This is a genomic window from Mesorhizobium sp. WSM4848 (assembly GCF_055811375.1).
This window is the reverse complement of the sequence record NZ_JBVVPX010000017.1, coordinates 41,463-65,634: the sequence shown is the minus strand read 5'-3', so window position 1 is coordinate 65,634 and position 24,172 is coordinate 41,463. Positions and strand designations below refer to the sequence as shown.

The 24,172-nt window shown below is 63.1% G+C and carries 25 protein-coding genes and 1 pseudogene; 9 read left to right on the top strand and 17 right to left on the bottom strand.

The genetic code is table 11. The features are described from left to right. Positions 1–3: 3 nt before the first annotated feature. On the bottom strand, positions 4–186 hold the full coding sequence (locus AC0L16_RS17200) for a hypothetical protein (RefSeq protein WP_473622126.1): 183 nt from the start codon (positions 184–186) through the stop codon (positions 4–6). Here AC0L16_RS17200 and AC0L16_RS17195 point away from each other — a divergent pair. Together AC0L16_RS17195 and carB are read left to right on the top strand one after the other, a co-directional pair. After that, on the top strand, positions 176–1,108 hold the full coding sequence (locus tag AC0L16_RS17195) for an SH3 domain-containing protein (RefSeq protein WP_473622125.1): 933 nt from the start codon (positions 176–178) through the stop codon (positions 1,106–1,108). The two genes, AC0L16_RS17200 and AC0L16_RS17195, sit on opposite strands and share 11 nt — an antisense overlap. 201 nt (positions 1,109–1,309) lie before the next feature. Then, complete coding sequence (gene carB, locus AC0L16_RS17190; protein WP_473622123.1) at positions 1,310–4,807, top strand: carbamoyl-phosphate synthase large subunit; 3,498 nt, start codon at positions 1,310–1,312, stop codon at positions 4,805–4,807. A gap of 125 nt (positions 4,808–4,932) precedes the next feature. Here the strand turns inward: carB and AC0L16_RS17185 are convergent, their stop codons facing one another. Together AC0L16_RS17185 and AC0L16_RS17180 are read right to left on the bottom strand one after the other, a co-directional pair. Further along, on the bottom strand, positions 4,933–5,397 hold the full coding sequence (locus AC0L16_RS17185; RefSeq protein WP_473622122.1) for a DUF6644 family protein: 465 nt from the start codon (positions 5,395–5,397) through the stop codon (positions 4,933–4,935). Continuing rightward, positions 5,398–5,787, bottom strand: coding sequence for a DUF6152 family protein (locus AC0L16_RS17180; protein ID WP_473622121.1), 390 nt, complete (start codon positions 5,785–5,787; stop codon positions 5,398–5,400). It lies immediately after the preceding gene. A 472-nt stretch (positions 5,788–6,259) separates the two neighbouring features. On the opposite strand from AC0L16_RS17180, the gene AC0L16_RS17175 reads away from it, so the two are divergent. Continuing rightward, on the top strand, positions 6,260–6,580 hold the full coding sequence (locus AC0L16_RS17175; RefSeq protein ID WP_473622119.1) for a DUF1476 domain-containing protein: 321 nt from the start codon (positions 6,260–6,262) through the stop codon (positions 6,578–6,580). Between the two features lie 115 nt (positions 6,581–6,695). Here AC0L16_RS17175 and AC0L16_RS17170 read toward each other — a convergent pair whose 3' ends face one another. From AC0L16_RS17170 to AC0L16_RS17150, 5 genes are all read right to left on the bottom strand, one after another. Further along, positions 6,696–7,247 carry a DUF4142 domain-containing protein gene (locus tag AC0L16_RS17170; protein ID WP_473622118.1) on the bottom strand — a complete coding sequence of 184 codons (552 nt, stop codon included), beginning with the start codon at positions 7,245–7,247 and terminating at the stop codon, positions 6,696–6,698. Between the two features lie 138 nt (positions 7,248–7,385). Then, complete coding sequence (locus AC0L16_RS17165; protein WP_473622117.1) at positions 7,386–8,129, bottom strand: DUF899 family protein; 744 nt, start codon at positions 8,127–8,129, stop codon at positions 7,386–7,388. A gap of 154 nt (positions 8,130–8,283) precedes the next feature. Then, positions 8,284–8,715 carry a lysozyme inhibitor LprI family protein gene (locus AC0L16_RS17160; RefSeq protein ID WP_473622115.1) on the bottom strand — a complete coding sequence of 144 codons (432 nt, stop codon included), beginning with the start codon at positions 8,713–8,715 and terminating at the stop codon, positions 8,284–8,286. Between the two features lie 157 nt (positions 8,716–8,872). After that, positions 8,873–9,361 carry a GNAT family N-acetyltransferase gene (locus tag AC0L16_RS17155; protein ID WP_473622114.1) on the bottom strand — a complete coding sequence of 163 codons (489 nt, stop codon included), beginning with the start codon at positions 9,359–9,361 and terminating at the stop codon, positions 8,873–8,875. Between the two features lie 5 nt (positions 9,362–9,366). Continuing rightward, positions 9,367–10,230 (bottom strand): transglycosylase SLT domain-containing protein, encoded by an 864-nt coding sequence (locus AC0L16_RS17150; RefSeq protein WP_473622112.1) that lies wholly within the window; start codon positions 10,228–10,230, stop codon positions 9,367–9,369. Between the two features lie 178 nt (positions 10,231–10,408). Here AC0L16_RS17150 and AC0L16_RS17145 point away from each other — a divergent pair, with 178 nt between their 5' ends. Further along, positions 10,409–10,978: a methylated-DNA--[protein]-cysteine S-methyltransferase gene (locus AC0L16_RS17145; RefSeq protein WP_473622111.1), complete on the top strand. Its 570-nt coding sequence runs from the start codon at positions 10,409–10,411 to the stop codon at positions 10,976–10,978. A gap of 10 nt (positions 10,979–10,988) precedes the next feature. Here AC0L16_RS17145 and AC0L16_RS17140 read toward each other — a convergent pair. Beyond that, positions 10,989–11,198, bottom strand: a pseudogene (locus AC0L16_RS17140) (hypothetical protein); the annotation flags it as partial. 197 nt (positions 11,199–11,395) lie between these two features. On the opposite strand from AC0L16_RS17140, the gene AC0L16_RS17135 reads away from it, so the two are divergent. Next, positions 11,396–11,608, top strand: coding sequence for a cold-shock protein (locus tag AC0L16_RS17135; protein WP_023678332.1), 213 nt, complete (start codon positions 11,396–11,398; stop codon positions 11,606–11,608). A gap of 488 nt (positions 11,609–12,096) precedes the next feature. Here the strand turns inward: AC0L16_RS17135 and AC0L16_RS17130 are convergent, their stop codons facing one another. The 3 genes from AC0L16_RS17130 to AC0L16_RS17120 form a co-directional block, all read right to left on the bottom strand. Then, positions 12,097–12,708 carry a glutathione S-transferase family protein gene (locus AC0L16_RS17130; RefSeq protein ID WP_473622110.1) on the bottom strand — a complete coding sequence of 204 codons (612 nt, stop codon included), beginning with the start codon at positions 12,706–12,708 and terminating at the stop codon, positions 12,097–12,099. Positions 12,709–12,823: 115 nt separating this feature from the next. Next, complete coding sequence (locus tag AC0L16_RS17125) at positions 12,824–13,678, bottom strand: EAL domain-containing protein (protein ID WP_473622109.1); 855 nt, start codon at positions 13,676–13,678, stop codon at positions 12,824–12,826. After that, positions 13,675–14,589: an EAL domain-containing protein gene (locus tag AC0L16_RS17120; protein WP_473622108.1), complete on the bottom strand. Its 915-nt coding sequence runs from the start codon at positions 14,587–14,589 to the stop codon at positions 13,675–13,677. Before AC0L16_RS17120 ends, AC0L16_RS17125 begins: the two co-directional genes overlap by 4 nt. A 206-nt stretch (positions 14,590–14,795) precedes the next feature. Between AC0L16_RS17120 and AC0L16_RS17115 the strand changes: the two genes are divergently transcribed. Next, positions 14,796–15,998: a pyridoxal phosphate-dependent aminotransferase gene (locus tag AC0L16_RS17115; protein ID WP_473622107.1), complete on the top strand. Its 1,203-nt coding sequence runs from the start codon at positions 14,796–14,798 to the stop codon at positions 15,996–15,998. Between the two features lie 59 nt (positions 15,999–16,057). On the opposite strand, the gene AC0L16_RS17110 is transcribed toward AC0L16_RS17115, so the two are convergent. Beyond that, positions 16,058–16,453 carry a (R)-mandelonitrile lyase gene (locus AC0L16_RS17110; protein WP_292548406.1) on the bottom strand — a complete coding sequence of 132 codons (396 nt, stop codon included), beginning with the start codon at positions 16,451–16,453 and terminating at the stop codon, positions 16,058–16,060. A gap of 369 nt (positions 16,454–16,822) precedes the next feature. On the opposite strand from AC0L16_RS17110, the gene AC0L16_RS17105 reads away from it, so the two are divergent. Beyond that, entirely contained in the window at positions 16,823–18,874 is a 2,052-nt protein-coding gene (locus AC0L16_RS17105) for an elongation factor G (protein WP_473622106.1), read from the top strand. Positions 18,875–19,612: 738 nt separating this feature from the next. Next, positions 19,613–20,110 (top strand): methyltransferase family protein, encoded by a 498-nt coding sequence (locus AC0L16_RS17100; protein WP_473622105.1) that lies wholly within the window; start codon positions 19,613–19,615, stop codon positions 20,108–20,110. A gap of 152 nt (positions 20,111–20,262) precedes the next feature. Here the strand turns inward: AC0L16_RS17100 and AC0L16_RS17095 are convergent, their stop codons facing one another. Together AC0L16_RS17095 and trxB are read right to left on the bottom strand one after the other, a co-directional pair. Further along, complete coding sequence (locus AC0L16_RS17095; RefSeq protein WP_077379869.1) at positions 20,263–21,159, bottom strand: LysR family transcriptional regulator; 897 nt, start codon at positions 21,157–21,159, stop codon at positions 20,263–20,265. Positions 21,160–21,231: 72 nt separating this feature from the next. Next, complete coding sequence (trxB, locus tag AC0L16_RS17090; RefSeq protein ID WP_473622103.1) at positions 21,232–22,206, bottom strand: thioredoxin-disulfide reductase; 975 nt, start codon at positions 22,204–22,206, stop codon at positions 21,232–21,234. 253 nt (positions 22,207–22,459) lie between these two features. Between trxB and AC0L16_RS17085 the strand changes: the two genes are divergently transcribed. After that, positions 22,460–22,945 carry an Lrp/AsnC family transcriptional regulator gene (locus tag AC0L16_RS17085; protein ID WP_473622102.1) on the top strand — a complete coding sequence of 162 codons (486 nt, stop codon included), beginning with the start codon at positions 22,460–22,462 and terminating at the stop codon, positions 22,943–22,945. Here the strand turns inward: AC0L16_RS17085 and AC0L16_RS17080 are convergent. After that, positions 22,942–23,607: a D-glycero-alpha-D-manno-heptose-1,7-bisphosphate 7-phosphatase gene (locus AC0L16_RS17080; protein ID WP_473622101.1), complete on the bottom strand. Its 666-nt coding sequence runs from the start codon at positions 23,605–23,607 to the stop codon at positions 22,942–22,944. The two genes, AC0L16_RS17085 and AC0L16_RS17080, sit on opposite strands and share 4 nt — an antisense overlap. Then, positions 23,600–24,172, bottom strand: coding sequence for a D-sedoheptulose-7-phosphate isomerase (locus AC0L16_RS17075; RefSeq protein ID WP_473622099.1), 573 nt, complete (start codon positions 24,170–24,172; stop codon positions 23,600–23,602). Before AC0L16_RS17075 ends, AC0L16_RS17080 begins: the two co-directional genes overlap by 8 nt.

The window sequence follows — 24,172 nt, the reverse complement described above, 5'->3', positions numbered from 1 at the left end:
CGTTCATGCCGCCCGGCTGAGCTTGCGCATGGCGCGGACCGAACACCATTCCCCAGCCGCATTTTCCGGCTTACATAGCGTCATGTCGTCGCTTATAAATTCGTCCTGGAATGCGGTGGCGATTCGGTGCGTGGCCGCGCCTTCGGAAATGCTTCTATCGCCCACGGCCAAAATGATGAGGCGCACAGTTACGCTCCGGACGACGCTGCTGATTGCCGCCCCTCTCCTGCTGACGGCGCTGCTGCCGGCCAGGGCCGAGGAGGCGCCTTTCGTCTCCATCGTGACCGACCTCGCTCCGGGCGATCTCCTGAACGTCCGCGCCACGGCATCGGCGATGGGCAAGATCAAGGCTCGGCTGCCGAATGGCACGAGCGTCAACAATCTCGGCTGCAACGACGTCAATGGCCATCGTTGGTGCAAGGTCGCAGAAATTGACAACCCGCAACTGGCGGGATGGGCTCCCGCGCGCTACCTGAACCCCGAGAATCCGGCGGCCGTTACGGACATCGAAACGACCGGCGAAAATATGACCGCGGCAGCCGGCGACTCGAACCTGGCAATCGCAGATCAGCCACCGCCGGACCTGACGGCGCGCCTGGACGCGACCGGTCGCGAACCCACGATGACTACCGTCGAGGCAATCGGCAGGGCGGCCATCGAGGATGCTTACCGCCTGGCGCTTGCTGCCAGCGAAAATCCTTCGGCCGGCGAGACGCAGGCGCCCGCGGCAGCGGACAAGCGCATCCGCAATCGCGCCGCCAATGCGGCGCCTCCGGCCAACGCGCAAACCGTTGCGCGGCTGCAGCCGCCAGGCAGGCCCGCGCCGGCTCTGGGTGCCCGCAACGAAATTCCTTGCGCGCGCCATGTCGGCCAGCCGATGACCAGCTGCAAGGCAGGCGTTGTCCACACGGGCGACAAAGCCGAGGTCACCGTGACCTGGCCCGATGGCGGCACCCGCGTCATCCGATTCCAGGCCGGTCGGCCCGCTGGCTCGAACGCGTCAGGCGAATTCCGCTACACCCGCGAGGGCAGCCTGAACATCATCCGTGTCGGCGTTTCCGAACGCTTCGAGATTACTGACGCCCTGGCGCTGGGGATTCGTGGCTAAGGGGAATAAGGCAGTAGGGCAGTAGGGCAATATGTTTAAAGGGGGCTCGACCTACTGCCCTACTCGCATTTTAGGGGGTTACATCCGGCAAAACTCTTCCCTATAAGGCCCTCCTAGCCTGATACCAGAATCGCGAGCACAACCGGCCGGGTCTTCCCGTCCGGTTTTTCGTGCAAGCCGCCTGCCAAACGGACCCTCGATATGCCAAGACGCACCGACATCAAGTCGATCCTGATCATCGGGGCCGGCCCCATTGTCATCGGTCAGGCCTGCGAGTTCGACTATTCCGGCACCCAGGCCTGCAAGGCGCTCAAGGAAGAGGGCTTTCGCGTCATCCTGGTCAATTCCAACCCGGCCACCATCATGACCGACCCGGAACTGGCCGACGCCACCTATATCGAGCCAATCACGCCGGAAGTGGTGGCCAAGATCATCGCCAAGGAGCGGCCGGACGCGCTGCTGCCGACCATGGGCGGCCAGACCGCGCTCAACACCGCCCTATCGCTGCGCCGCATGGGCGTGCTCGAGCGCTACAATGTCGAGATGATCGGCGCCGACGCCACCGCAATAGACAAGGCCGAGGACCGGGCGCTGTTTCGCGAGGCGATGAAGAAGATCGGCCTGGAAACGCCAAAATCGATGCTGGCCAACGCCACCGACGTCAAGAACGCCGACCGCAAGACGCACGAGGCCGAACGCGCCGCGCTGAAGGCCGAGAAGCCCGAAAACCTCGATGCTGCGCTCGACGCGCTTGAAACGCGCTGGAACCTCGGCGAGGGCGACCGCAAGCAGCGCTACATCAGCCATGGCATGGCGATCGCCGCACAGGCGCTCGATCATGTCGGCCTGCCCGCCATCATCCGCCCATCCTTCACCATGGGCGGCACCGGCGGCGGCATCGCCTACAACCGCGCCGAATTCTACGAGATCGTCCAGTCCGGCCTCGACGCCTCGCCGACCACCGAAGTGCTGATCGAGGAAAGCGTGCTCGGCTGGAAGGAGTACGAGATGGAGGTTGTCCGCGACAAGGCGGACAACTGCATCATCGTCTGCTCGATCGAGAACATCGACCCGATGGGCGTGCACACCGGCGACTCGATCACCGTCGCCCCTGCCCTGACCTTGACCGACAAGGAATACCAGATGATGCGCAACGCCTCGATCGCGGTGCTGCGCGAGATCGGCGTCGAGACCGGCGGCTCCAACGTTCAGTTCGCCGTCAACCCGGCCGACGGGCGTCTGGTGGTGATCGAGATGAACCCGCGCGTCTCGCGCTCGTCGGCTCTCGCCTCCAAGGCGACCGGATTTCCCATCGCCAAGATCGCGGCAAAGCTCGCCGTCGGCTACACGCTGGACGAGCTTGATAACGACATCACCGGCGGCGCGACGCCGGCCTCGTTCGAGCCGTCGATCGATTACGTCGTCACCAAAATCCCGCGCTTTGCCTTCGAGAAATTCCCTGGCGCCGAGCCGGTGCTGACCACGGCGATGAAGTCGGTCGGCGAGGTCATGGCCATCGGTCGCACTTTTCAGGAATCGCTGCAGAAGGCGCTGCGTGGGCTTGAAACCGGCCTGACGGGTCTGGACGAGATTGAGATCCCCGGCATCGCGCACGGCGCGGCCAGCCACGCTGACGACCGCAACGCCATTCGCGCTGCCCTCGGCACGCCGACGCCCGACCGGCTGCGCATGGTGGCGCAAGCGATCCGCATGGGCACCACGCTGGAAGACGTGCACGCCATGTGCAAGATCGACCCGTGGTTCCTCGAACAGATCGCCGGCATCCTCAACATGGAAGCCCGCATTCGCGAGCACGGCATTCCCGAAGACGCCGCCAATCTGCGCATGCTGAAGGCGATGGGTTTTTCGGATGCCCGCCTCGCGTCCCTGGTCAGGAAAGACGTCGAAGAGGTTCAAAGGATACGCGAAAAGCTCGACGTTCATCCGGTTTACAAGCGCATCGATACTTGCGCCGCCGAGTTCGCCTCGCCGACCGCCTACATGTACTCGACCTATGAGGTGCCGTTCGCCGGCGCGCTCGCCAATGAGGCGCAAGTCTCGTCGCGAAAAAAAGTCGTCATCCTCGGCGGCGGCCCGAACCGCATCGGCCAGGGCATCGAGTTCGACTATTGCTGCTGCCACGCCGCCTTTGCGCTGCGCGACGCCGGCTTCGAGGCGATCATGGTCAACTGCAACCCCGAAACCGTGTCGACCGACTACGACACCTCGGACCGGCTCTATTTCGAGCCGCTGACGCCGGAGGACGTGCTGGAAATCCTGCGCGCCGAACAGGCGTCGGGCGAGCTGGTCGGCGTCATCGTCCAATTCGGCGGCCAGACGCCGCTGAAGCTGGCGGATGCGCTGGAGAAGGCCGGCATCCCGATCCTCGGCACTTCGCCCGACATGATCGATCTGGCCGAAGACCGCGACCGTTTCCAGAAGCTGCTGCACAAGCTCGGCCTCAGCCAGCCGAAGAACGGCATCGCCTATTCGGTCGAGCAGGCCCGCCTCGTCGCCGGCGAGTTGGGCTTCCCGCTGGTGGTGCGCCCGTCCTATGTGCTCGGCGGCCGCGCCATGCAGATCATCCACGACGAGAGCATGCTGCAATCCTACCTGCTCGACACGGTGCCCGGCCTGGTGCCGGAGGACATCAAGCAGAAATACCCCAACGACAAGACAGGCCAGATCAACACGCTCTTGGGCAAGAACCCGCTGCTGTTCGACACCTATCTCAGTGGCGCCATCGAGGTCGATGTCGACTGCCTGTGCGACGGCAAGTCGACCTTCGTCTCCGGCATCCTGGAGCACATTGAGGAGGCCGGCATCCATTCGGGCGACAGCGCCTGCTCGCTGCCGGTGCACTCGCTGCCCTCGGAGCTCGTCGACGAGCTGGAGCGCCAGACGGCCGCACTTGCCCGCGCGCTCAATGTCGGCGGCCTGATGAACGTGCAGTACGCGATCAAGGACGGCACCGTTTACGTGCTCGAGGTCAACCCTCGCGCGTCGCGCACGGTGCCCTTCGTCGCCAAGACCATCGGCCGCCCCATCGCGAAAATTGCCGCCCGCGTCATGGCCGGCGAGAGCCTGGAAGACGCCTTCGCCCATTACGGCGCCATGCCCGACCCAAAAAATCCCGGCCACATCGCGGTCAAGGAAGCAGTGTTCCCGTTCGCCCGTTTCCCCGGCGTCGACATATTGCTCGGGCCGGAAATGCGCTCGACCGGCGAGGTCATGGGCCTCGACCGCGACTTCGCGCTGGCTTTCGCCAAGAGCCAGTTAGGCGCGGGTGTTGATCTCCCCCGCGCGGGCACGCTGTTCGTCTCGGTGCGCGACGAGGACAAGAAGGGCATCCTGCCGGCGGTCAAGCGCCTCGCCGGCCAGGGTTTTAAGGTAATGGCCACCTCGGGCACCGCCCGCTTCCTCGCCGAGAACGGCGTTGTGGCGGAGAAAATAAACAAGGTGCTGGAAGGCCGCCCGCACATCGAGGACGCCATCCGCAACCGCCAGGTGCAGATCGTCTTCAACACCACGGACGGCCAGAAGGCGGTGTCGGACTCGAAATCGCTGCGCCGCGCCACGCTGATGCAGAAGGTGCCGTATTACACGACGCTCTCGGGGGCTGCGGCAGTGGCGGAGGCGATCGCGGCGCTAAGGGCGGGGAACCTGGAAGTGCGCCCGCTGCAAGAATATTTTGCCTGAAGCGATTAGCTGATCTCCCCCCAAGTGGGGGAGATGGCCGGCAGGCCAGAGGGGGGCGCTGTCCCGCCAACGCTGCGATCTCTACAGCACCCTGATCCGTCCAGGGCACGCTGTGCCGACGCCGCTCAGTTGAGAAACCCAATAAACCGCCCCGCGAACAGCACCGACGTCCATAGCACCAGCGACAGCACCGCCAGCACAGGAGCCACCCCGCCGGCCGGCCCGTCACCGCCTTTTGCGCGGCGCATGAAGGTGAGAAAATTGGCGCCGGCGAGGAGTATGAGCGTCATCTTGGTGAGGAAAATCGGCATCGCCGCATACTCCCTCGCCCTGATTGAAAAGAGCAGCGACCCCGTGACAAGCGCGCCGGCGAACGCGGCAAAAGCGGTGCGGCGCAGCAGCGCCACGAATGCCGCCTGCGGCAGCGAGCGGAAGGCGCCGAGGACCCTGAGGTCCATAAGCCAGACGCTGGTCAGGAGCGCGCCGATCGACATGATGTGCAGCGCATTGACTATGGGATAGGCGGCGAATGAGGCCTTCAGTCCCCGCACGAAGGCGAGTTGCTCGATGCCGGCGAGAAACTCGTCCATTCAGGCCGGAGGCACGCGGTCGGGATAGACATCATAGGTCTTGCCGCCGACGATGACGCGCACCGCTTTCATGCGCTTTTCCTGCTCGTCGAGCGAGCGGTTGCCTATCGCGGTCACCTCATCACCGACCTTGGCAACCTCCTCCGTGAAGCCGGCGGCAATGGTTCGCGACGGCGGCGCCATCTCCACCCGCCAGACCTCTCCGTCTGCGTCGACATCCAGCGTGGCGTGCGGATTGCCGATATAGATGGCCGTGATCTTGCCCCGGAGTTCGAAAAAACCGTCCTGGGTCCACGACCAGCCGTGATGGGCATAGGCTGCGGTGGCTGCGGCAAGGATCACTGCTGCTGTCAGCGTGACGTTCCGAATCCCGTTGAAAGGTGACTGCATCGCTCGTCTCCTCGGCTCATCCCGTCAGTATTCGAGAGTAGGTCACGGCGCGGCAACGTCAAATCCCATCGGTGCGAAGGCTCTGGCACGGCGATCGATTGCCAAGGTCGGCGCCGCCCCTCAACCCTCGGGTTCCTCGCCCCCGCTAGAGCGGGGGAGAGGTGGCCGCGAAGCGGTCGGAGAGGGGGCTTCGTAGGGCGAATGCGTTGTAGAAGACTTGGTCACCGTCACGGCAGTCCCCCTCTCCGTCTCGGCTGCGCCGAGCCACCTCTCCCCACATTCGTGGGGGGCGAGGAACCCAAGTCCTGCTCGCGGGGCAGTATGGGCAGCGCCAGCGCTTGAAGCGATTGCCCTGCGGAATGAACGGTCCGGTCTTGCTTATGACATCCATGCGCGCCATGTTCGGCCCCACCCGCTGCCCTTCTTCTCCATTGAACGAAGGTCGGAGACTCACATCTGAACGAGGCAAATGATGAGCAGTATGAGAGACCGTCAGGAAGGCTTCGAAAAGAAGTTTGCGATGGACGAGGACACGAAGTTCAGGGCCATGGCGCGCCGCAACAAGCTGCTCGGCCTATGGGCCGCCGAAAAGCTCGGCAAATCCGGTGAGGACGCCGACGCCTATGCGAAAGAGGTGGTGCGCGCAGACTTCGAAGAGGCCGGGGACGACGACGTGTTGCGCAAGCTACGCGCCGATTTCGACGCGGCGGGCGTCGCCCAGTCGGATGTTCAGATTCGCGGCGTCATGAACGACCTGCTGGCGACGGCGGTCGAGCAGATCAAAGACACCTGATAGCAGTTCCAGCTTAAAGCGCGTCGCGACGCGCTTTAAGCTCTCTTTTATTCGTTTCCCAAAACCGCTGCGCATCTCGGGTCAGGCCCGAGGGCATGCTTTTGGGCGACATGCATTAGCTGTGGGCGGCCACCAGATCCTTTATGCGCTCTTCGTGCATCCGCAGCGTCGGTAGTGTCTTCTTGGCGAATTCCTTCAGCGCCGGGTCTTCGCCCGACTGCGCATAGGTGGAAAACAGCGCCAACGCCTGCTTGTGCGCCTCCGTCTGCAGGACGATGTATTTCGTCTGGAAGGCATCGCCGTCGAGCTTCTTGAGCTCGTCCAGCATCGCCTGATCCTTCGACAACAAAGCCGAGCCGCTCGCTGTCACCGAGGCCGTGATCTGGCTCTGTTCGAGAGCTGCCTTGAAATCCTCGCCAGCCTTGGTGTGATCCTTGATCATCAGCGCGGCGAAATCCTTCACATCGGCGGCGACATTCTTTTGTTCGGCCAGCTTGCTGCTTTCAATCTCGAACCGGTTGGCGCTGGGGACGGTTCTGGAGAAGGTCTCGGTGTCGATCTTGGTCTGGCCGACAGCAGGTATATCGGCCGGCGTGGCGGATTGGGCGAAGGCCGCCGGCGCGCCGGCAAGCAAGGCGACCATGGCAAGCGTGAGATGCGTTTTCACAGGAAATCTCCGGGTTTGTGATCCTCGGAGAGTTCAACGCCACACAAGCGGCGAAGTTGCGCGACGGGGACAGGAATGAGGTGTCGGCGATCCTGCCAACACCCCGCTCGGCGCCGAAAAGGTGCTTGGCTGCCAAGGTCAGTGGCAGCACGCGCCGTCATACTGCAACTGCTCGTTCCAGTTCGGCCGGCCCTCCGGCGTAAAGTCCATCAGGTTCCACAAGGGCTCGCAAGTGCCGATGGCGCGCGGGTCCTGACCGGGTTCGGACGGCGCGAAGCCAAGCTCGGAACTCCAGAAATGGCGGATGCCGTCGGCGTCGCGATGGAATACCGACAGCATCGGCAACTGTGCGCCGTCGTCGGCCTCGGCGTGGTAGTCGCGCTTGAAGCTGTTGCCGGCCGAGGAGAGCAGCCGCATGTTCGTCCAGCCGCGATCGCGGCCAAGCATGATCAGGTTTTCAAGCGCGGTCTTGCCCACCACGGCAAAATTGAAGCCGGCGGCCCCGAGATGGCCGATGGCGCCGTCGAACTGGTCGAGCAGCGCCGTGCAGGACGGGCATGGCTGGTCGGCCCGCGCGAGCTTGGCCGTGCCGCCGCTTGTCGCCACGTCGCGCGTCTCCTGCGGATGGCGCGGAAACATCATCGAGTAGACGATCAGCGTGTCCTTGCCGGGCGAAAACAGCTCCGACAGATTTATGCGGGCCGGCTTGCCGTCGGCGTCAAGTCCATCGAACACATAATCCTGTGGCACCAGCCCGCCCGGCGGCAGTGCGCGGCGGGCGACGGCCACATCCTCCATGGCCCGGCGCAGCTCGATTTCCTTTTGCAGCAGCGTTTCGCGGGCGGCGCGGTATTCAGCGGATTCGTTGGGAAAGGTGATCATCGTCGTCTCCATCTGCCGTGCTTTTGGCGGCGCGCGCCTTAAGCGGCAGCGCACCTTGCCTCTCAAGGACGCATCGCGAAGCAGGGTTCCGACATTCTGCACGCCTAACCCGGCGAAAAGACCTTAACGGCTCCGCCTTCGCCAGCGACAGAGGCTACTGCGGCGGCACTGGGCAGTTCGTGTCGCCCTCCTCGCAGTTGAGATAGTCCTGAAAATCCTTCAGCCGGTCGTTGGTGAGGCTCTCCTTGCAGCCGGCGATAACCAGTGGATAGATGCTGCCTGCCATATCGGGCGGGCCGCCCTGGAAAGCGCATTCGGCATCGCGAAAGGCGACCCAGGCGCGCTGCGCGCCGACCAGCAGCGTCTTCGTCGCAGCGTCGTCCTTCAGCCGGCCCTCGATCTGCCTGTAGGCGTGGTTGAGCTTCTTGTCGGCTTCGGTGAACGACTTGCCGGCGCATTCGTTCATGGCCGCCTGGTCCTGTGCGTCGGCGCAATCGTCGGCACGCGCGACGCTGGCAAGAAGCGGAAGGGCGAGGATCACCAGACCGGTTTTGGCCAAGCCGGTTTTGGAAAGTAAAAGCCGCATCGTGTTTCTCCGGTTTCGGTCGAGACCCCGCCCGCGGCACGAAAGCCGCAGGATCGCAGCTTAACGCCCAAGCGGTTGCCGGCAAGATGCAGCCTGCCGCCTTGGTGGACACTTCGTTTCCGCACAATGCTCGCTGATCGGCTTCGCCAACCGCTCCTCACCCCGCCCAGTCGACTTCGAACATCCCCAGCCGCTCGTAAAGCCTGACCGCGGCAGCATTCTCAACCGTGTTGGTTTTGAGATCGACATGCGCAGCGCCCCGTGCGTGAAAGGCGGTGAAGACGTGCCACATCAGCGCTTCGGCGATGCCTCGGCCGCGCGCCTCGGGGTGGACGGCAAGGTCTTTCACGAACGCTCTCGTCCAGCACAGCGCCGCCCCCGCCAGCCGACCCTTGCTGTCGATAACCAGGAAACACAAGGCAGGGTCGAATTCCGCGTCGCTTGAAATGCGCGGCCACCATTCGTCGAACGGCCCGTCGGCGCCATCGTCGAAGACGGTGGTCAGCAGCGTATGCAACGCGAGCGCGTCGGCGGCCTTGAAGTCGCGCATGACAAAACCTTGCGGCCAGCGCGGCGGGGCGAGCGTATCGTCGAGGATCTTGCGCAGCCTAATGTCGTTCGGCGCCGGCGGGCGCGGCTCAGGCATGGCGTTCAGGCATCGGGCTGCAGACGACGCCGACTGCGGTCGCGGCCTAGGCCGGTTTGTTCCAGCATGCCCTTGCGCTTGGCGTCGTAATAATAGCCGCTCTGGTAGAGCCGATCGGCGCGCTTGGCGTTGCCGCCGGCCACCAGCCAGGCGCCGCGCAGATATTTCACCGCATATTTCAGATTGGTCTCGGCGTCGAACAACCCGCTCGCTGGCCCGTCATAGCCCATGCCGCGCGCCGTCGCATGCTTGATCTGCATCAGCCCCCAATGGCCGCGATTGTAGGCCTTGGGATTGAAGGTGCTCTCGCGCTTGACGACGCGGCGCACCAGATCGACCGGAACCTGATAGAGGACGGCATATTTCTCGATCAGCCGCTCGATCTCGCCGCGCGGTCCCGCGGAATACTCTTTGGCAGGGCTGGTCGAAAGCAGGGCGGACTGATTGTCAGGCAGGGCGTAGGCGACCTGCTGGACGCCTGCCATCATCTTGCCTGTCTCGCCGGTGACCGGCATCGCAACGGCGGCGGTCACATAGACAGGCGCTGTGCCGGCTGGCGCGGCATCGGCCGTCATGGCTGCAGGTGCAGTTGCGGCCAACGGGGTCGGGCCGGCAAAGGCCGCTGGCTGGGCAGGCGTCGCGGCGGGATCGACGGCCAGCGCCGCGGTCTGGACGGGCGTCACGCCGGACGATTCCGGCAGCACCGAAACCGTGTCGGGCAGCGCCAGCGCATAGCCGGCATCGCTACCAGCTGCGGCGGTTTCAGTCAGGGAAGGCACGGCCTTGGTCTGCGCGGTCGAAGTGCAGCCGCTGAGACCGGCCGCAGCGAGCATCACGCCGATCGCGGGAAAGATGATTTTTGCTGGCAAGCCGCGCTCGGGTCCGGTTCGTTTGTTAAGAAGTCCTTACACCAGCGGCTTTCCCTCGGCAATCCGCAGCCAGTTGGGATTTCCAATGGTTTTCGGGTGGCAACAGACCCCTGAAAATGCGATATCCGTTCTCGATATGTACTGGATTGCCATTCGTTCCTTCGGAAAGGAGCACATCATGGAAGACACCTCTCAAGCCATCGCCGGCCACGCCGTCTTCGAAACCGTGATCGGTTTCATGGGCATAGCTTGGAGCGAGACCGGGCTGACGAGGCTTTGCCTGCCCCAGCGCAGCCGCGACGCGGTGGAACGGCGGCTGCTGCGCCATGCCGGCAAAGCCGCGTCGAGCGCCCGACCGCAATGGGTTGCCGAGTTGATCGCGTCGATAAAGGCCTATGCCGCCGGCGAGGACGTCGATTTCTCCGGCGTGCCGGTCGATCTCACCGGTGTCGACGATTTCCGCCTCGCCATCTACCACGCGGCGCGCAAGCTCGCCTTCGGCGAGACCACCACCTATGGCGAACTGGCCAAGCGCGCCGGCCATGCCGGGCTGGCGCGAGAGACGGGCGCCGCACTCGGCGCCAACCCGGTGCCGCTGGTCATCCCTTGCCACCGCATTCTTGCCGCCGGCGGCAAGATCGGCGGTTTTTCAGCGCCGGGCGGCTCGACCACCAAGGAGAAGATGCTGGCGATGGAAGGCGTGCGCGTCGGTCCGCCGCCCCCGGCGCAGGTCTCTTTTGGATTTTGAGGCCGACATTCTAGTTCGGAAAGATGCGCCGGCGGAAATGCCGGTCTGTTTCCACGCGCTTGCACTTGTAGACGATGCAGGAGTTGGTATCGGCGCTCGGCACCGAAGCGCGTGCCCTGACCTCGCCCCTGACCTCGCCCATGTCGCAGAAACTCTGGCTTCGCACATAACGGTCGTAGAGCGGCAGCCCCGGCGTGCGCGTCGACTGATAACGCAGGACAGCGCCGCATCAGCGCCTTTTTCGTGCAGTCTTGTTTTTTGCGGAGAAGCGGACTATATGAGGTCCATTGATATTTCGGCCGATCGATCCGGGCCTCGCGATATTCGCGTTTGCTGACGTCTATCTCCAAAATCTCGATACAAACCGGCTGGACTTCGGTTCAGTCAAGCTAAAGCAAACGTATAAGGACTATCGAAATGGCAACAGGTACGGTCAAGTGGTTTAATTCCACCAAGGGTTTCGGCTTCATTCAGCCTGACAGCGGCGGCGCGGACGTTTTCGTCCACATCTCTGCAGTCGAGCGCGCTGGGCTGTCGACCCTGGTCGAAGGCCAGAAGATCAACTTCGAGATCGAGCAGGACCGCCGCACTGGCAAGTCGTCCGCTGGATCTCTGAGCAAGGCAGCCTGATTTTGCGAATGGCGCGCGCCGGGCGATAGCTCGGGGCGCGCGGCAAGTCACGGATGTACTGACGGTCGCGCGAGAAGCGCGCCGGAGCGAAAAAACCCGACAAGCCGAAGCAGCAGATTGCTGCCGGCCCGGCCAAAGCGCTCCCGATCAGGCTACCAAGCATGGGAAGGCGGGATTTTGTCCCGCCTTTTTGCTGTCCGGATTTTTAGACTTCAACAAATAGCGAAACCACCGGTGCGGCGTCCTTCTCCCCGCCACTATACGGGGAGAAGTGCCCGGCAGGGCGATGAGGGGCAGCGCGAAGCATCAGGATTAGCTACCCGTCGCGGAGCAAGCACGCCATTACGACAGAGGCTGGCGCCGCCCCTCATCTGGCTGCCGCCATCTTCTCCCCGTATAGTGACGGGGAGAAGGACACTTTGTCCGAAGCTTTCGCCAATCGCCAATCTTGCTCAGGAGAACCGGCGAGCAGCATCTTCGATGGATAACTACCCCAGCCACTCCATCGGCACATGCCCAGGATCAGTCTCGACCCGTTTCAGCCAGGCCGCCACCGCCGGATAGGCGTCGAGCTGAAAACCGCCCATCTCGGCCGTATGCGTATAGGCGTAGAGCGCAATGTCGGCGACGCTCAAGGCCTCGCCGGCAAAGAACGCACTGCCCGCCAGATGCTTGTTCATCACGCCGAGCGCCTTGTTGCCGCGCTCCAGCGTAACCGCCAGCCGTTCCGGCGTCGCGTCCTTGGCCCGTTCCGGAAAGGTCAGCAGCGCCTTGCGCACCGCGATATAGGGTTCGTGGCTGTATTGCTCGAAGAACAGCCATTGGTAGGCCAATGCCCGTTCGTATTTGTCGACCGGCAGCAACCGCGTGCCCTCGGCGAGATAGAGCAGAATGGCGTTGGATTCGGCAAGCCGCCGGCCGTCGTCGAGCCCGAGCAGCGGCACCATGGCGTTCGGGTTCTTGGCGACATAGTCCGGCTTGCGCGTGTCGCCGGTGTGCGAGCTGACCTCGACATTGGTGAAAGGGATGCCGAGCTTGGCCATCAACAGGCGCGGCTTGTAGCAATTGCCGCTGTCGATCATTCCATAAAGTATGGTCATTGGTGCTCCCATCGCAGCTCCCCTTCGGCGGAGGCGCCTTTACCGGCAATTATCCCGGCAGCGACGGCTTCATCCAGTGATTTGTTTTGGCGCAAGCATCAGCGCCGCTGATAGATCACCCAAACAACGGCACGACGTTGTTGGTCATGCCAAGCAGCCTGTCGATGGGCAGCGGTTCCTCGTCGAAGACCGTGCCGGCCAGCGCCGGCAGGGCAAGGTAAAAACCCTGCATCAGGTCGACGCCGCCGTCCAGCGCGACGCGCATATGTGTGGCTTGCTCGATGCCTTCGACCAGCACCTTGGCGCCGCGGTCATGCAGCGCCGAGACCAGCGGCCGGAAAAACCGTTCGGCGGCGGCATGGCGGCAGAATTCCGCGAACCAGGTGCCGTCGATCTTGACGATGTCGGGCTGGACAAGGGCGACTCGTTCTTCGGTCGAATGCCCGGTGCCAAAATCGTCGATGGCGATACGGATGCCGTCACGCCGCATCTCGCGCGCCAGGCTGACGAGCACCTTGTCTTCGGCCGCCTGCTCGGTGATCTCGCAGACCAGCATGCCGGGGTACAGGTCGAACTCGGCGAGACGCCTGGTCATCAGCCTGATTTCTGCCAGCGCCCGCCGGGGGTCATCATTGATCAGCGGATTGTAGTTGAAGAACAGGTCGAGCCCGCCGACGCCGATGTTGCGGAAATTCCTGAGATGCAGCACCCGGCACATCGTCTCGACGAACAGGCGATCCGGCACGGGGATGCCCTCGAAGAATACGCGCGGCGCGACCGGCCTGCCGGCGCGGTGCGGCTCGATCAGGCCTTCGACGGCGACGGCCTTCAAAAACCTGCCGCGCGGCGCAAAGATCGGCTGGTAGGCGCTCCTCAGCCGGAACGCGCCATAGACGCCATATTCGATCCCGACTTCGTCGGCAAAGATTGCCTCGCCGACATTGCGCCGCCTGTCGGGCCGCCCGGTCACGGCACCACCTTGCGCCCGAAAGCCCGTTTCGGCCGCGGCGAAGGCGAGACGGTCGCAGGCGCCTCGCCGGCGTCAGGCGCTGTCACCGGCATCTGCCTTTCCTTGCCGAAGACTTGGCTCTCGTTGCCGAAGACGTGAAAGCTGGTCGGTGCAAGCTCCGGGCGCGCCAGCGCGAATCCCTGCACCATCGAGGCTCCCGATTTCTCGGCCAGCTCAAGCTGCCAGCCCTCCTCGATGCCCTCGAACACGGTGCAGATGCCTTGCTGTTCGAAACTTGCCACCATGGCGGTCAGCAGCGCGAAGCCGGCGCCGGACTCCATCAGTTGCATGATCCAATGGGCATCGAATTTGACGATGTCAGGCCTGAGCTCCTTGATCCGGTTGATGTCGGACTCTTCGGCGCCGTAGTCGTCGACGGCAATGCGAAACCCGTTGGCCCTGAGCGCCTCGACGAAATTGTAGAGCGTTTCCTGCGACGCCGATTTTTGCTCGGTCACCTCGCAGACGACGCGGTTCGCATCGATCCCGGCCTCATGCAGGACCAGCCGCATGTCGCGCAGCGCCTTGTCGGCGATGCTGCGATCGGTGAACACCGACGGATCGAAGTTGATGAAGATGGATGCCTCCTGCGGCAGGCAGGCGCCGGCGTTCAAAAGATGCAGCGTCCTTGTCAGCGCCTCGATATGCAGGCGGTCGACCGTCGGACAGGCGTTGAAAAAACTCACCGGCGACTGCGGCTCGGCGTCGTGGAACGGCCGGATCAGGCCCTCGAATCCGGTGATGGACAATTTGCCGTTGCTGAAGGCAAAAATCGGCTGGAAGGCGCTTTGCAACGTATAATTGCCCCAGACACCGCTGGCGGTGCCGTCGTGGTGACGGACGATATGGGCAAGCCCGATGCTGCGCGACACGGTTCCTCCCGTTGCGAGACTGGTGGAATGGGTCGTGATCCAGCCACCCGGTGTTTTACCGCTTGTAAGTGAATTTATTGTTGCCGGATTTGCCAGGGATTTGAGGTCTGGCTCATCCGACAATGCTTGCGCTTGACGGGATGATGCGACATGAGAGACGCCGCGGTCGGACGCACCGCCTGGCCCTACAAGGAGACAACGCCGTCATGGCCTTTCTTGCCGACGCCCTTTCCCGCGTAAAGCCTTCCGCGACCATCGCAGTGACGCAGAAAGCGCGCGAGCTGAAAAATGCCGGCCGTGACGTGATCGGGCTGGGTGCCGGCGAACCGGACTTCGACACGCCGGACAACATCAAGAACGCTGCGATCGAGGCCATCCGCCGCGGCGAGACGAAATATCCTCCTGTTTCCGGCATCGTGCCGCTGCGCGAGGCGATCGCCAAAAAATTCAAGCGCGAGAACAATCTCGATTACCGGCCGGAGCAGACCATCGTCGGCACCGGCGGCAAGCAGATTCTGTTCAATGCCTTCATGGCGACGCTGAACCCCGGCGACGAGGTCATCATTCCGAGGCCGTACTGGGTCAGCTATCCCGAGATGGTAGCGATCTGCGGCGGCACCCCGGCATTTGCCGACACCTCCATCGACAACGGCTTCAAGCTGACGGCGGCGGCGTTGCAAAAGGCGATCACGCCGCGCACCAAATGGCTGTTGATGAACTCGCCGTCGAACCCGTCGGGCGCCGCCTACAGCAAGGCTGAATTGCGCGCTCTGGCCGACGTGCTGCTCGAACACCCCAATGTCTGGGTGCTGACCGACGACATGTACGAGCACCTGATCTATGGCGATTTCGTCTTCACGACCATCGCCGAGGTCGAGCCGAAGCTTTATGAGCGCACACTGACCATGAACGGCGTGTCGAAGGCCTATGCGATGACTGGCTGGCGCATCGGCTATGCGGCCGGGCCGGTAGCGCTGATCAAGGCGATGGACATGATCCAGGGCCAGCAGACCTCCGGCGCCTGCACCATTGCCCAGTGGGCATCGGTGGAGGCGCTGAACGGTCCGCAGGATTTCATTGCGAAAAACAAGGCGATTTTCCAGGCTCGGCGCGATCTCGTCGTGTCGATGCTCAATCAGGCGCGCGGCATCACATGTCCGTCTCCCGAAGGTGCTTTCTACGTCTATCCGTCCTGTTCCCAGTTGATCGGCAAGAAGACCAAAGCCGGCAAGCTGATCGACAGCGACGAAGCCTTCTGCTCGGAACTGCTCGAGGCCGAGGGCGTGGCGGTCGTGTTCGGTTCGGCATTCGGCCTCGGCCCGAACTTCCGCATCTCCTATGCCACGTCGGAGGCGTTGCTCGAAGAGGCCTGCGCGCGCATCCAGCGCTTCACCGCCTCGCTGACCTGATCAGGCGCATCTCGAACACCAAACCCGGCTCGCAACCAGGTTTAGTTTGATCAAAAGCCTCAGCCGCCATACTGCTCGTCTGTCACCGTCTCCAGCCAGTCGGCATGGACGCCGTCGAGCGCCTCCTGCATGGCGATATGGGCCATCGCCGATTTTGGACCGGCGCCGTGCCAATGCTTTTCGTCAGGCGCAAACGAGATGACGTCGCCGGCCCTGATTGCCTGTATCGGCTCGCCCCAGCTTTGCGCGAGGCCAGCGCCTGACACGACATATAGCGTCTGGCCGAGCGGATGCGTATGCCAGTGGGTACGCGCGCCGGGCTCGAAACCGACCATGACGGCGCGTAGCCGCGCCGGCGCTTCCTTCTCGATGATCGGCGTCTGCCACACGCGGCCGGTGAAGTACTTTTCCGGCGCAATGACGGTCGGCACGCTGCCGCAAGCAATGATCTTCATCGTCGCGAGTCCTCAAGCTGATGGCGGATCGGTCGGCGACGACCGCTCCTTTTTGTCGCAGGAAGGGGCACTTTCATCCGATAACCATGATGGCGCAACCGCTTTTGCGGTCGTTCGGCGACGGTTCCTGTCGCGGGATTGATGGGAAGGCCAGGCCCGCATCCGACGGCTTCGCCTGCTCAACATCCGCGACATCAGGCGATCCTCAAATCACCCGATCTGCAAATCACCGATCTGCAAATCACTTGCCCTCCAGGCGAACCCGTGGGACGATGCCTTTGGGTAGGTGGCAAACTGAAAAAAGCCCCGCCCGCGACGGTCGACAGGCCGGCCGCCGCTCCCAGGGAAACGCCTGAGTGGAGGTCTGTCATGGGAACTCGCGCCGGAGGACGACGCACGGGACCGAAATGCATCGCCATAGTCGGTCCCTTTGCAAGCGGTAAGACGACACTTCTCGAAGCCATATTGGCCCGCACGGGCGCCATTCCCCGCCAGAATCCCGTTTCCTCGGGAAACACAGTTTCCGATCATTCGCTCGAGGCACGCGCCCACGCCATGAGCGTTGAGGCGACGTTTGCCACCACCGACTTCATGGGCGAGCAACTCACTTTCGTCGATTGTCCCGGCTCCATCGAATTCTCCTTCGAGGCAGAGCCGGTTCTGGCCGCCTGCGACATCGCCGTGGTCGTCGCCGAAGCCGATGAGAAGAAGATCCCTGCCCTGCAGCTGATCATGCGCAAGCTCGACGATCTCGGCGTGCCGCGCATCATGTTCCTCAACAAGGTCGACAAGGCGATATCAGGCGTGCGCGACACGCTGAAGATGTTGCAGCCCGCGAGCTCGGTGCCTTTGCTGCTGCGCCAGATTCCGCTGCGCAAGGACGGCGTGGTGATCGGCTCGATCGATCTGGCGCTGGAGCGCGCCTACATCTATCGCGAATATGCCGAAAGCGAAGTCGCCCAGATTCCCAGCGACGACAAGGCGCGCGAGCTCGAAGCGCGTTTTTCCATGCTGGAGACGCTCGCCGACCATGATGATCAACTGATGGAGCAGCTGCTCGACGAAATCGAGCCGCCCAAGGACGCCATCTTCGACGACCTGGCCGCCGACTTGCGCGATGGTGCCGTGACGCCGGTGCTGATCGGCACCGCCGAGAAGGGCAATGGTGTGCTGCGGCTGCTGAAAACGATCCGCCACGACGCGCCTGACGTTGAAGCAACACGCAAGCGCCTCGACGCACCCGACGGCAACGCGACCGTGGTCCAGGTAATGAAGTCCATCCACACCGCGCATGGCGGCAAGCTGTCGATCTCGCGCATCCTGTCCGGCCAGCTTGCCGACGCCTCCGAGCTGTTCCTTTCGAATGGTGCGACGGCAAAGGCCTCCGGCATCTACAGAATGCTCGGCAAGGATCAGACCAAGCTCACCTCGGCCCCGGCCGGCGACACGGTCGCGCTCGGCAAGATGGACGAGGTCACGACCGGTCAGACCTTGAGCTCGGTCAAGGGCGGCATCAAGCCCTTGGTCACGCTGACGCCGCCGCAACCGGTCTTTGCTTTTGCGTTGCGACCGAAGGAACGCAAGGACGAGGTCAAGATGTCGGCGGCCATCCATCGCCTTGCCGAAGAAGATCCCTCGCTCAGCGTGCGCCACAATCAGGATTCGGCTGAAACCGTGCTGTCGGGCCATGGCGAAATGCATCTGCGTGTCGTGCGCGAGCGGCTGGAGGGCAAGAACCAGATTCCGGTCGAAGGCCATCCGCCGGCCGTGCCTTACCGCGAGACGATCCGCAAAGCAGCGCAGCAGCGTGGCCGTCACAAGAAGCAGTCGGGCGGCCATGGCCAGTTCGGCGACGTGGTGATCGAGATCAAGCCGCTGCCGCGCGGCTCCGGTTTTCAGTTCACCGACACCATCACCGGCGGCGCCGTGCCGAAAACCTATATCCAGTCGGTCGAGGCCGGCGTGCGCGATTATCTGAAATCGGGCCCGCTCGGCTTTCCAGTGGTCGACGTCGCCGTCAACCTGTCCGACGGCTCCTATCATTCTGTCGATTCGTCGGACATGGCCTTCCAGATGGCGGCAAAACTGGCGATGAAGGAAGGCATGGCCGCCTGCTCGCCGGTGCTGCTTGAACCGATCATGAAGGTGGAAATCGTCACGCCGTCCGACGCGACATCGAAAATCATCGCCCTGATCCCGCAGCGGCGCGGCCAAATCCTCGGCTACGATGCGCGGCCCGGCTGGCCGGGATGGGATGTCGTCGAGGCGACCATGCCGCAGGCCGAGATCGGCGATCTGATCATCGAGCTGCGTTCGGCCACCGCGGGCGTGGCCAGCTATCGTGCCAGCTTCGACCATATGGCCGAACTCACCGGCCGCCTTGCCGACGAGGCGTTGAACGCCAATGGCAAGGCCGCCTGACACTTGAACTTGGCGACGGTCAGGCTGCAGAACACAAGGAAACGGCGTCCGGAATGATCCGGACGCCGTTCTCTTGCGGACCGTCTTCGTGGGAGGCGAAACGGCAGGTCCGCCGCACATGCCGCCAACGCTTGACAGCCTCAGCGGAAGAATGGTTCGGACGCGGTAGCCGCCTGAGCCCGGATCGTCCGAGTGATGCCCCCATCTCCCGCACGAACCACACCGCGTCCTATGATCTGCTTAGTCGATGCTGCGCGCCTGTGACATGTTACCTGAGGTTACATGTCACTGTTACATGACAATTTCGGTCGGCTTTGCGTCGGCAGGGATCGGGATACAAAAAAGCCGGATCAACGAAGATCCGGCTGAGTTTGATTGGAAGTGCCTGTTAAGGCTAACCTCCAGAGGGGAACACTCGAGGGCGCTAATGGGAGGAGAACGCGCCCAGGAGATGATCCATATATGTGCTCATCATGCCCAAGAAACAAGCATCTATTTTGCAACACTCGCATGCAAAATGACACAGGCTGTGGTCTAACCCGTTGCTTAGCCTCGTAGGACCAGAAGAATCGTCGAAATGCGGTGTGCAGTCAGGCGAAACTCATTGCGAAATAGCCAATCAGCGCCGATTTTCGGTCCAGAACGCAGAAAACAACGAATGATGGCGAATCAGGCAGCGCGCGTTTATTTTTGCGGCAACCATGCATCGGCCCGAAAATCGCGACCAAGGAAGCCCCGATGAGGTCCCGTCAGGCGATCGCCGGCAGCGCGCTGTTCTTCATCGCAGCGCCCGGTGTGGTCGCGGGATTGCTGCCCTGGCTGTTGACCGATCGCTATCGTCTGCCATGGTCGACCCTGCCCGGCCTGGTTCCGGTCGGCTGGGTCCTGATTGGCGTCGCAACGGCCTTGCTGCTTCATGCCTTCGCCCGTTTTGCTTTCGAGGGCCTGGGCACGCCCGCTCCGGTCGCGCCAACCGAGCGACTGGTTGTCGGCGGCATCTACCGCCATGTCCGCAACCCGATGTATGTGGCTGTGCTGGCGATCATCCTTGGCCAGGCGCTGCTGTTTTCGAGCGCGGCTCTCGTCGCCTATGCCGCTATCGCCGCCGTCGCCATGGTCTCGTTCGTGAAGTTCCATGAGGAACCGACGCTTGCCCGCCGCTATGGCGCCGAGTACGAGACCTACCGCCATGCCGTTCCAGGCTGGCTGCCCCGCCTGACGCCATGGCGCGGGTGAGTCGGGAAACGGAGCTGCGCCGTTTCGGGTGTGTTGAGATTAGGTCAGGCCGAGTCGAGAATGGTGGGTTCCGAGAACCGGAACGGAGCGGACGTCGGGTCCGTGAGTACCGGAAGCGCAGGTATCGTAAGCCGGCATCACCTGAATATAACCTAGAACGACCAGCTTCGGGCCTTGGCGATGATGAAATCGCGGAAGACATGCAGCTTCGCCTGGTTCTTCATCGCATCGGGATAGGCGAAATAGGTGTCGAAGGACGGCACTTCGGTCTCCGGCAGCAACTGCACCAGCCCTGAGTCCTTGCTGACCACATAGTCGGGCAGCATGGCGATGCCGGCGCCACCCTGTACCGCGCGCTTGATCGACAATATGTCGTTGATCTGAAGCGTCGGCACCCTTTGCCCGCCTTCGAAATCGCCGACCGTTTCCAGCCAGTTCAATTCCGACAGATGCGCCGGCACCGGCACGCCGAAAGTGACGATGCGATGGCTCTTCAACTCGGCGATCGACGCCGGCTTGCCATATTTGTTGACGTAGGAAGGGGCGGCGTAGAGATGGAAATGCACGGTGAACAGGCGGCGCTGTATGAGATCGGGCTGCTGCGGCTGGCGCAGTCGGATCGCGCAGTCCGCCCGGCGCATGGTGAGGTCGAGTTCCTCGTTCGCCAGGATCAACTGCAGGCTGATCTCGGGATAGAGCTCGATGAATTCCTGCACGCGCTCGGTCAGCCAGCCGGCACCGAGCCCAACTGTGGTCGTTACCCTGAGCACGCCGGAAGGCCGATCCTTGGCCTCGGTCAGCCGCGTCTTGATCGTCTCCAGCTTCATCAGCACGTCATGCGCCGTGCGGAATAGCATCTCACCCTGCTCGGTCAGCACTAGGCCGCGGGCATGGCGATTGAACAGCGGCACGCCGACATCATGTTCGAGCGCGCTGACCTGCCGCGAGATCGCCGATTGCGACAGATGCAGTGTCTCGGCGGCATGGGTGAACGACCCAGCTTCCGCCGCAGCATGAAACACGCGTAGCTTGTCCCAGTCCAACGCCATGATGCCCCTCGCTCTGTTTTCTGGCGTCTGAATGAAAAATCAGGCTTTTGCGCGGCTTTCTCGGCCGCTTCCTTACTCCGCCGCTTCGCGGTGAACTTCGATCCCGGCGAGGTACTTTTCCGCCTCGAGCGCGGCCATGCAGCCGAGCCCCGCCGCCGTCACTGCCTGGCGGTAGATGTCGTCGGTGACGTCGCCGGCGGCGAACACACCCGGCACGTCGGTGCAGGTCGAATCCGGCGCCGTCCACAGATAGCCGTTCGGCTTCTGCTTCAGCTTGCCGGCGAACAGCTCGACCGCCGGCGCATGGCCGATCGCGACGAACACGCCGTCGACCGTCAGATGCATCTCCTGGGCGGTCACAACATTGCGCAGCTTCAGTCCTTCCACCGACGGCGGCAGCGGCATCTTGCCGGACTGACCGGTGATCTCGTCGACGACGGTGTCCCAGATGACGCGGACATTGTCCTTCTTGAACAGCCGCTCGCTGAGGATGCGCTCGGCGCGGAAGTCGCTGCGCCGGTGGATGACCGTCACGCTCTTGGCCAGATTGGAAAGGTAAAGCGCCTCCTCCACCGCCGAATTACCGCCGCCGATCACCGCGACATCCTTGCCGCGATAGAAGAAGCCGTCGCAGGTGGCGCAGGCCGATACACCGAAGCCCATGAAAGTCTGTTCACTCGGGATGCCCAGCCATTTCGCCTGCGCACCGGTGGCGATGATCAGTGCGTCGGCGGTATAGGTGGCGCCGGAATCGCCCTTGGCACGGAACGGCCGCACGTTGAGGTCGACCTCGGTGATGATGTCGTTGATGACGTCGGTACCGACATGCTCGGCCTGTTTCAGCATTTGCTCCATCAGCCACGGACCCTGGATCGGATCGGCGAAGCCCGGATAGTTTTCGACATCGGTGGTGATCATCAACTGGCCGCCCTGCTGCAGGCCGGCGACCAGCATCGGCTTCAGCATGGCGCGGGCGGCATAGATTGCCGCCGTATAGCCGGCGGGACCGGAGCCGATGATGAGAACGGGTGCGTGCTTGGACGTCATATCAGGGCTTTCACAACAACCGGACGCCAATGAAGCGTCCGGCACAGGGATCGATTTCGGCCCTAATCTAGGTGTTGCAGACGGCGCCAGCAAGACGACCTGGCCTTCGTCCCCGGAAAGCTTCGGCACAATCAGACGATCCATGAACATCCTGACGCACGATTGCCCGAAAATCACCGGGGATGGAATGGACACCAAAGTGGTTTAATTACAAAATCACGAAAGATTCTTGCGTGAAGCGCCGAAGGTATCCATGCCGCTCAAAGCCGATCTCGATGCCATCGACTGGAAGATCCTGCGCGAGCTTCAGCACGACGGGCGCATGACCAATGTCGAATTGTCCGGCCGCGTCGGCATTTCGGCGCCGCCATGCCTGCGTCGCGTCAGGCGCCTGGAAGAGATCGGCATCATCCGCGGCTATCGCGCCTTGCTCAATGCGCCGGCGCTCGGCCTGGACGTCGTTGCCTTTTGCCTCATCGGCCTACATCACCAGGCCGACGCGGAGCTGAAAACCTTCGCGGAACGCACCCGCGGCTGGCCGATCGTTCGCGATGCCTGGATGGTGTCGGGCGAATCCGACTTTTTGCTGCATTGCGTGGCGAGCGACCTCGGCGCCTTTCAGACCTTCGTCATCGAGGAACTGGCCTCGGCGCCGAATGTCGACACGGTGCGGACGGCACTGACCATCCGTCGCGTCAAGGACGAGGGCCTAGTGGCTTTCAGCGAAGTGAGACCTTAATCCCGGCCGAGCTCGGCGATGGCGTCGCAGAGTTTGCTGTGATCGTTATCGGTCGTCAGGTTGCGCGTCCTGAACATGCCTTCGCCGGAAGTCCGATTGGATCTGCCGTTCACCAGCCAACCCTCGCAGAGCCCGGCTCGCCGCCCGGCTTCCATGTCATCGGCCTTGTCGCCGACGATGATCGATCGGCTGATATCCACGCGCAGCAGATCGCGGGCGCGCAGAAGCATGCCCGGGTTGGGCTTGCGCATCGGATGATCACCTGCCGCCAATTCGCCCGTCCCGCTCGAATGGTAGGCGCAGGCGAGCACCAGATCGATCCGGCAATTCTGCACTTCGAGAAGCGCCAGCAGCCGGGCATTGACCGCTGCGAACTCCGGCCAGCCGAAATAGCCGCGGGCTATGCCTGACTGGTTGGAGACCACGATCGCAGGAACGCCTGCGATGTTAGCCGTTCGGATCACTGGCAGCATCTGCGGCCGCAGCACGATGTCAGCCGGATCGCTGGGATAGCCGCTATCGACATTGATGGTGCCGTCGCGGTCGAGGAACAACGCCGGCGTGCCAGCTGGAAAAACCGGGCTACCGATCCGCTCGACCCACAGGCCCGGCGCTTCGAGCGGGTAATGATCAGACTTCAGGACCGGGCCGGTGTCAGCCATCACAGAGGCGCGCTTCGACCATTTCGCACAGATGATGATAGAGGCACAGATGCCCCTGCTGGATGATCGGTGTCGAGGTCGAGGGCACGTTGAGCAGGATGTCGGAGAGCGGCTTGAGCTTGCCGCCGCTGTCACCGGTCAGGCTGATTACCGTCATGTCCATCATGCGCGCCTGTTCGGCGGCGGCGAGGATGCTGGCCGAGTTGCCGCTGGTCGAGATGGCGAGCAGCACAGCACCCGCGGCGCCATGCGCCTCGACCTGGCGTGAAAACACCGTGTCGAAGCCGTAATCATTGCCCCAGGCGGTCAGCACCGCCGCATTGGCCGGCAGCGCGATGACGTTGTAGGCCTTACGCTCCTTCAGGAAGCGGCCGACCAGTTCGCCGGCGATGTGAATGGCGTCGCTGGCCGAGCCGCCATTGCCGCAGATCAGCAGCGCCTTGCCCTGCGAAAGCGCGGTGACGACGGCGGTAACCGCCCGCTCCATCTCACCGGTGAGGTCGCGCTCGACCATCGCGGTGATCGCGGCCGCCGAGCGGACCAGGTAGTCGTTCAGTTCGGACAT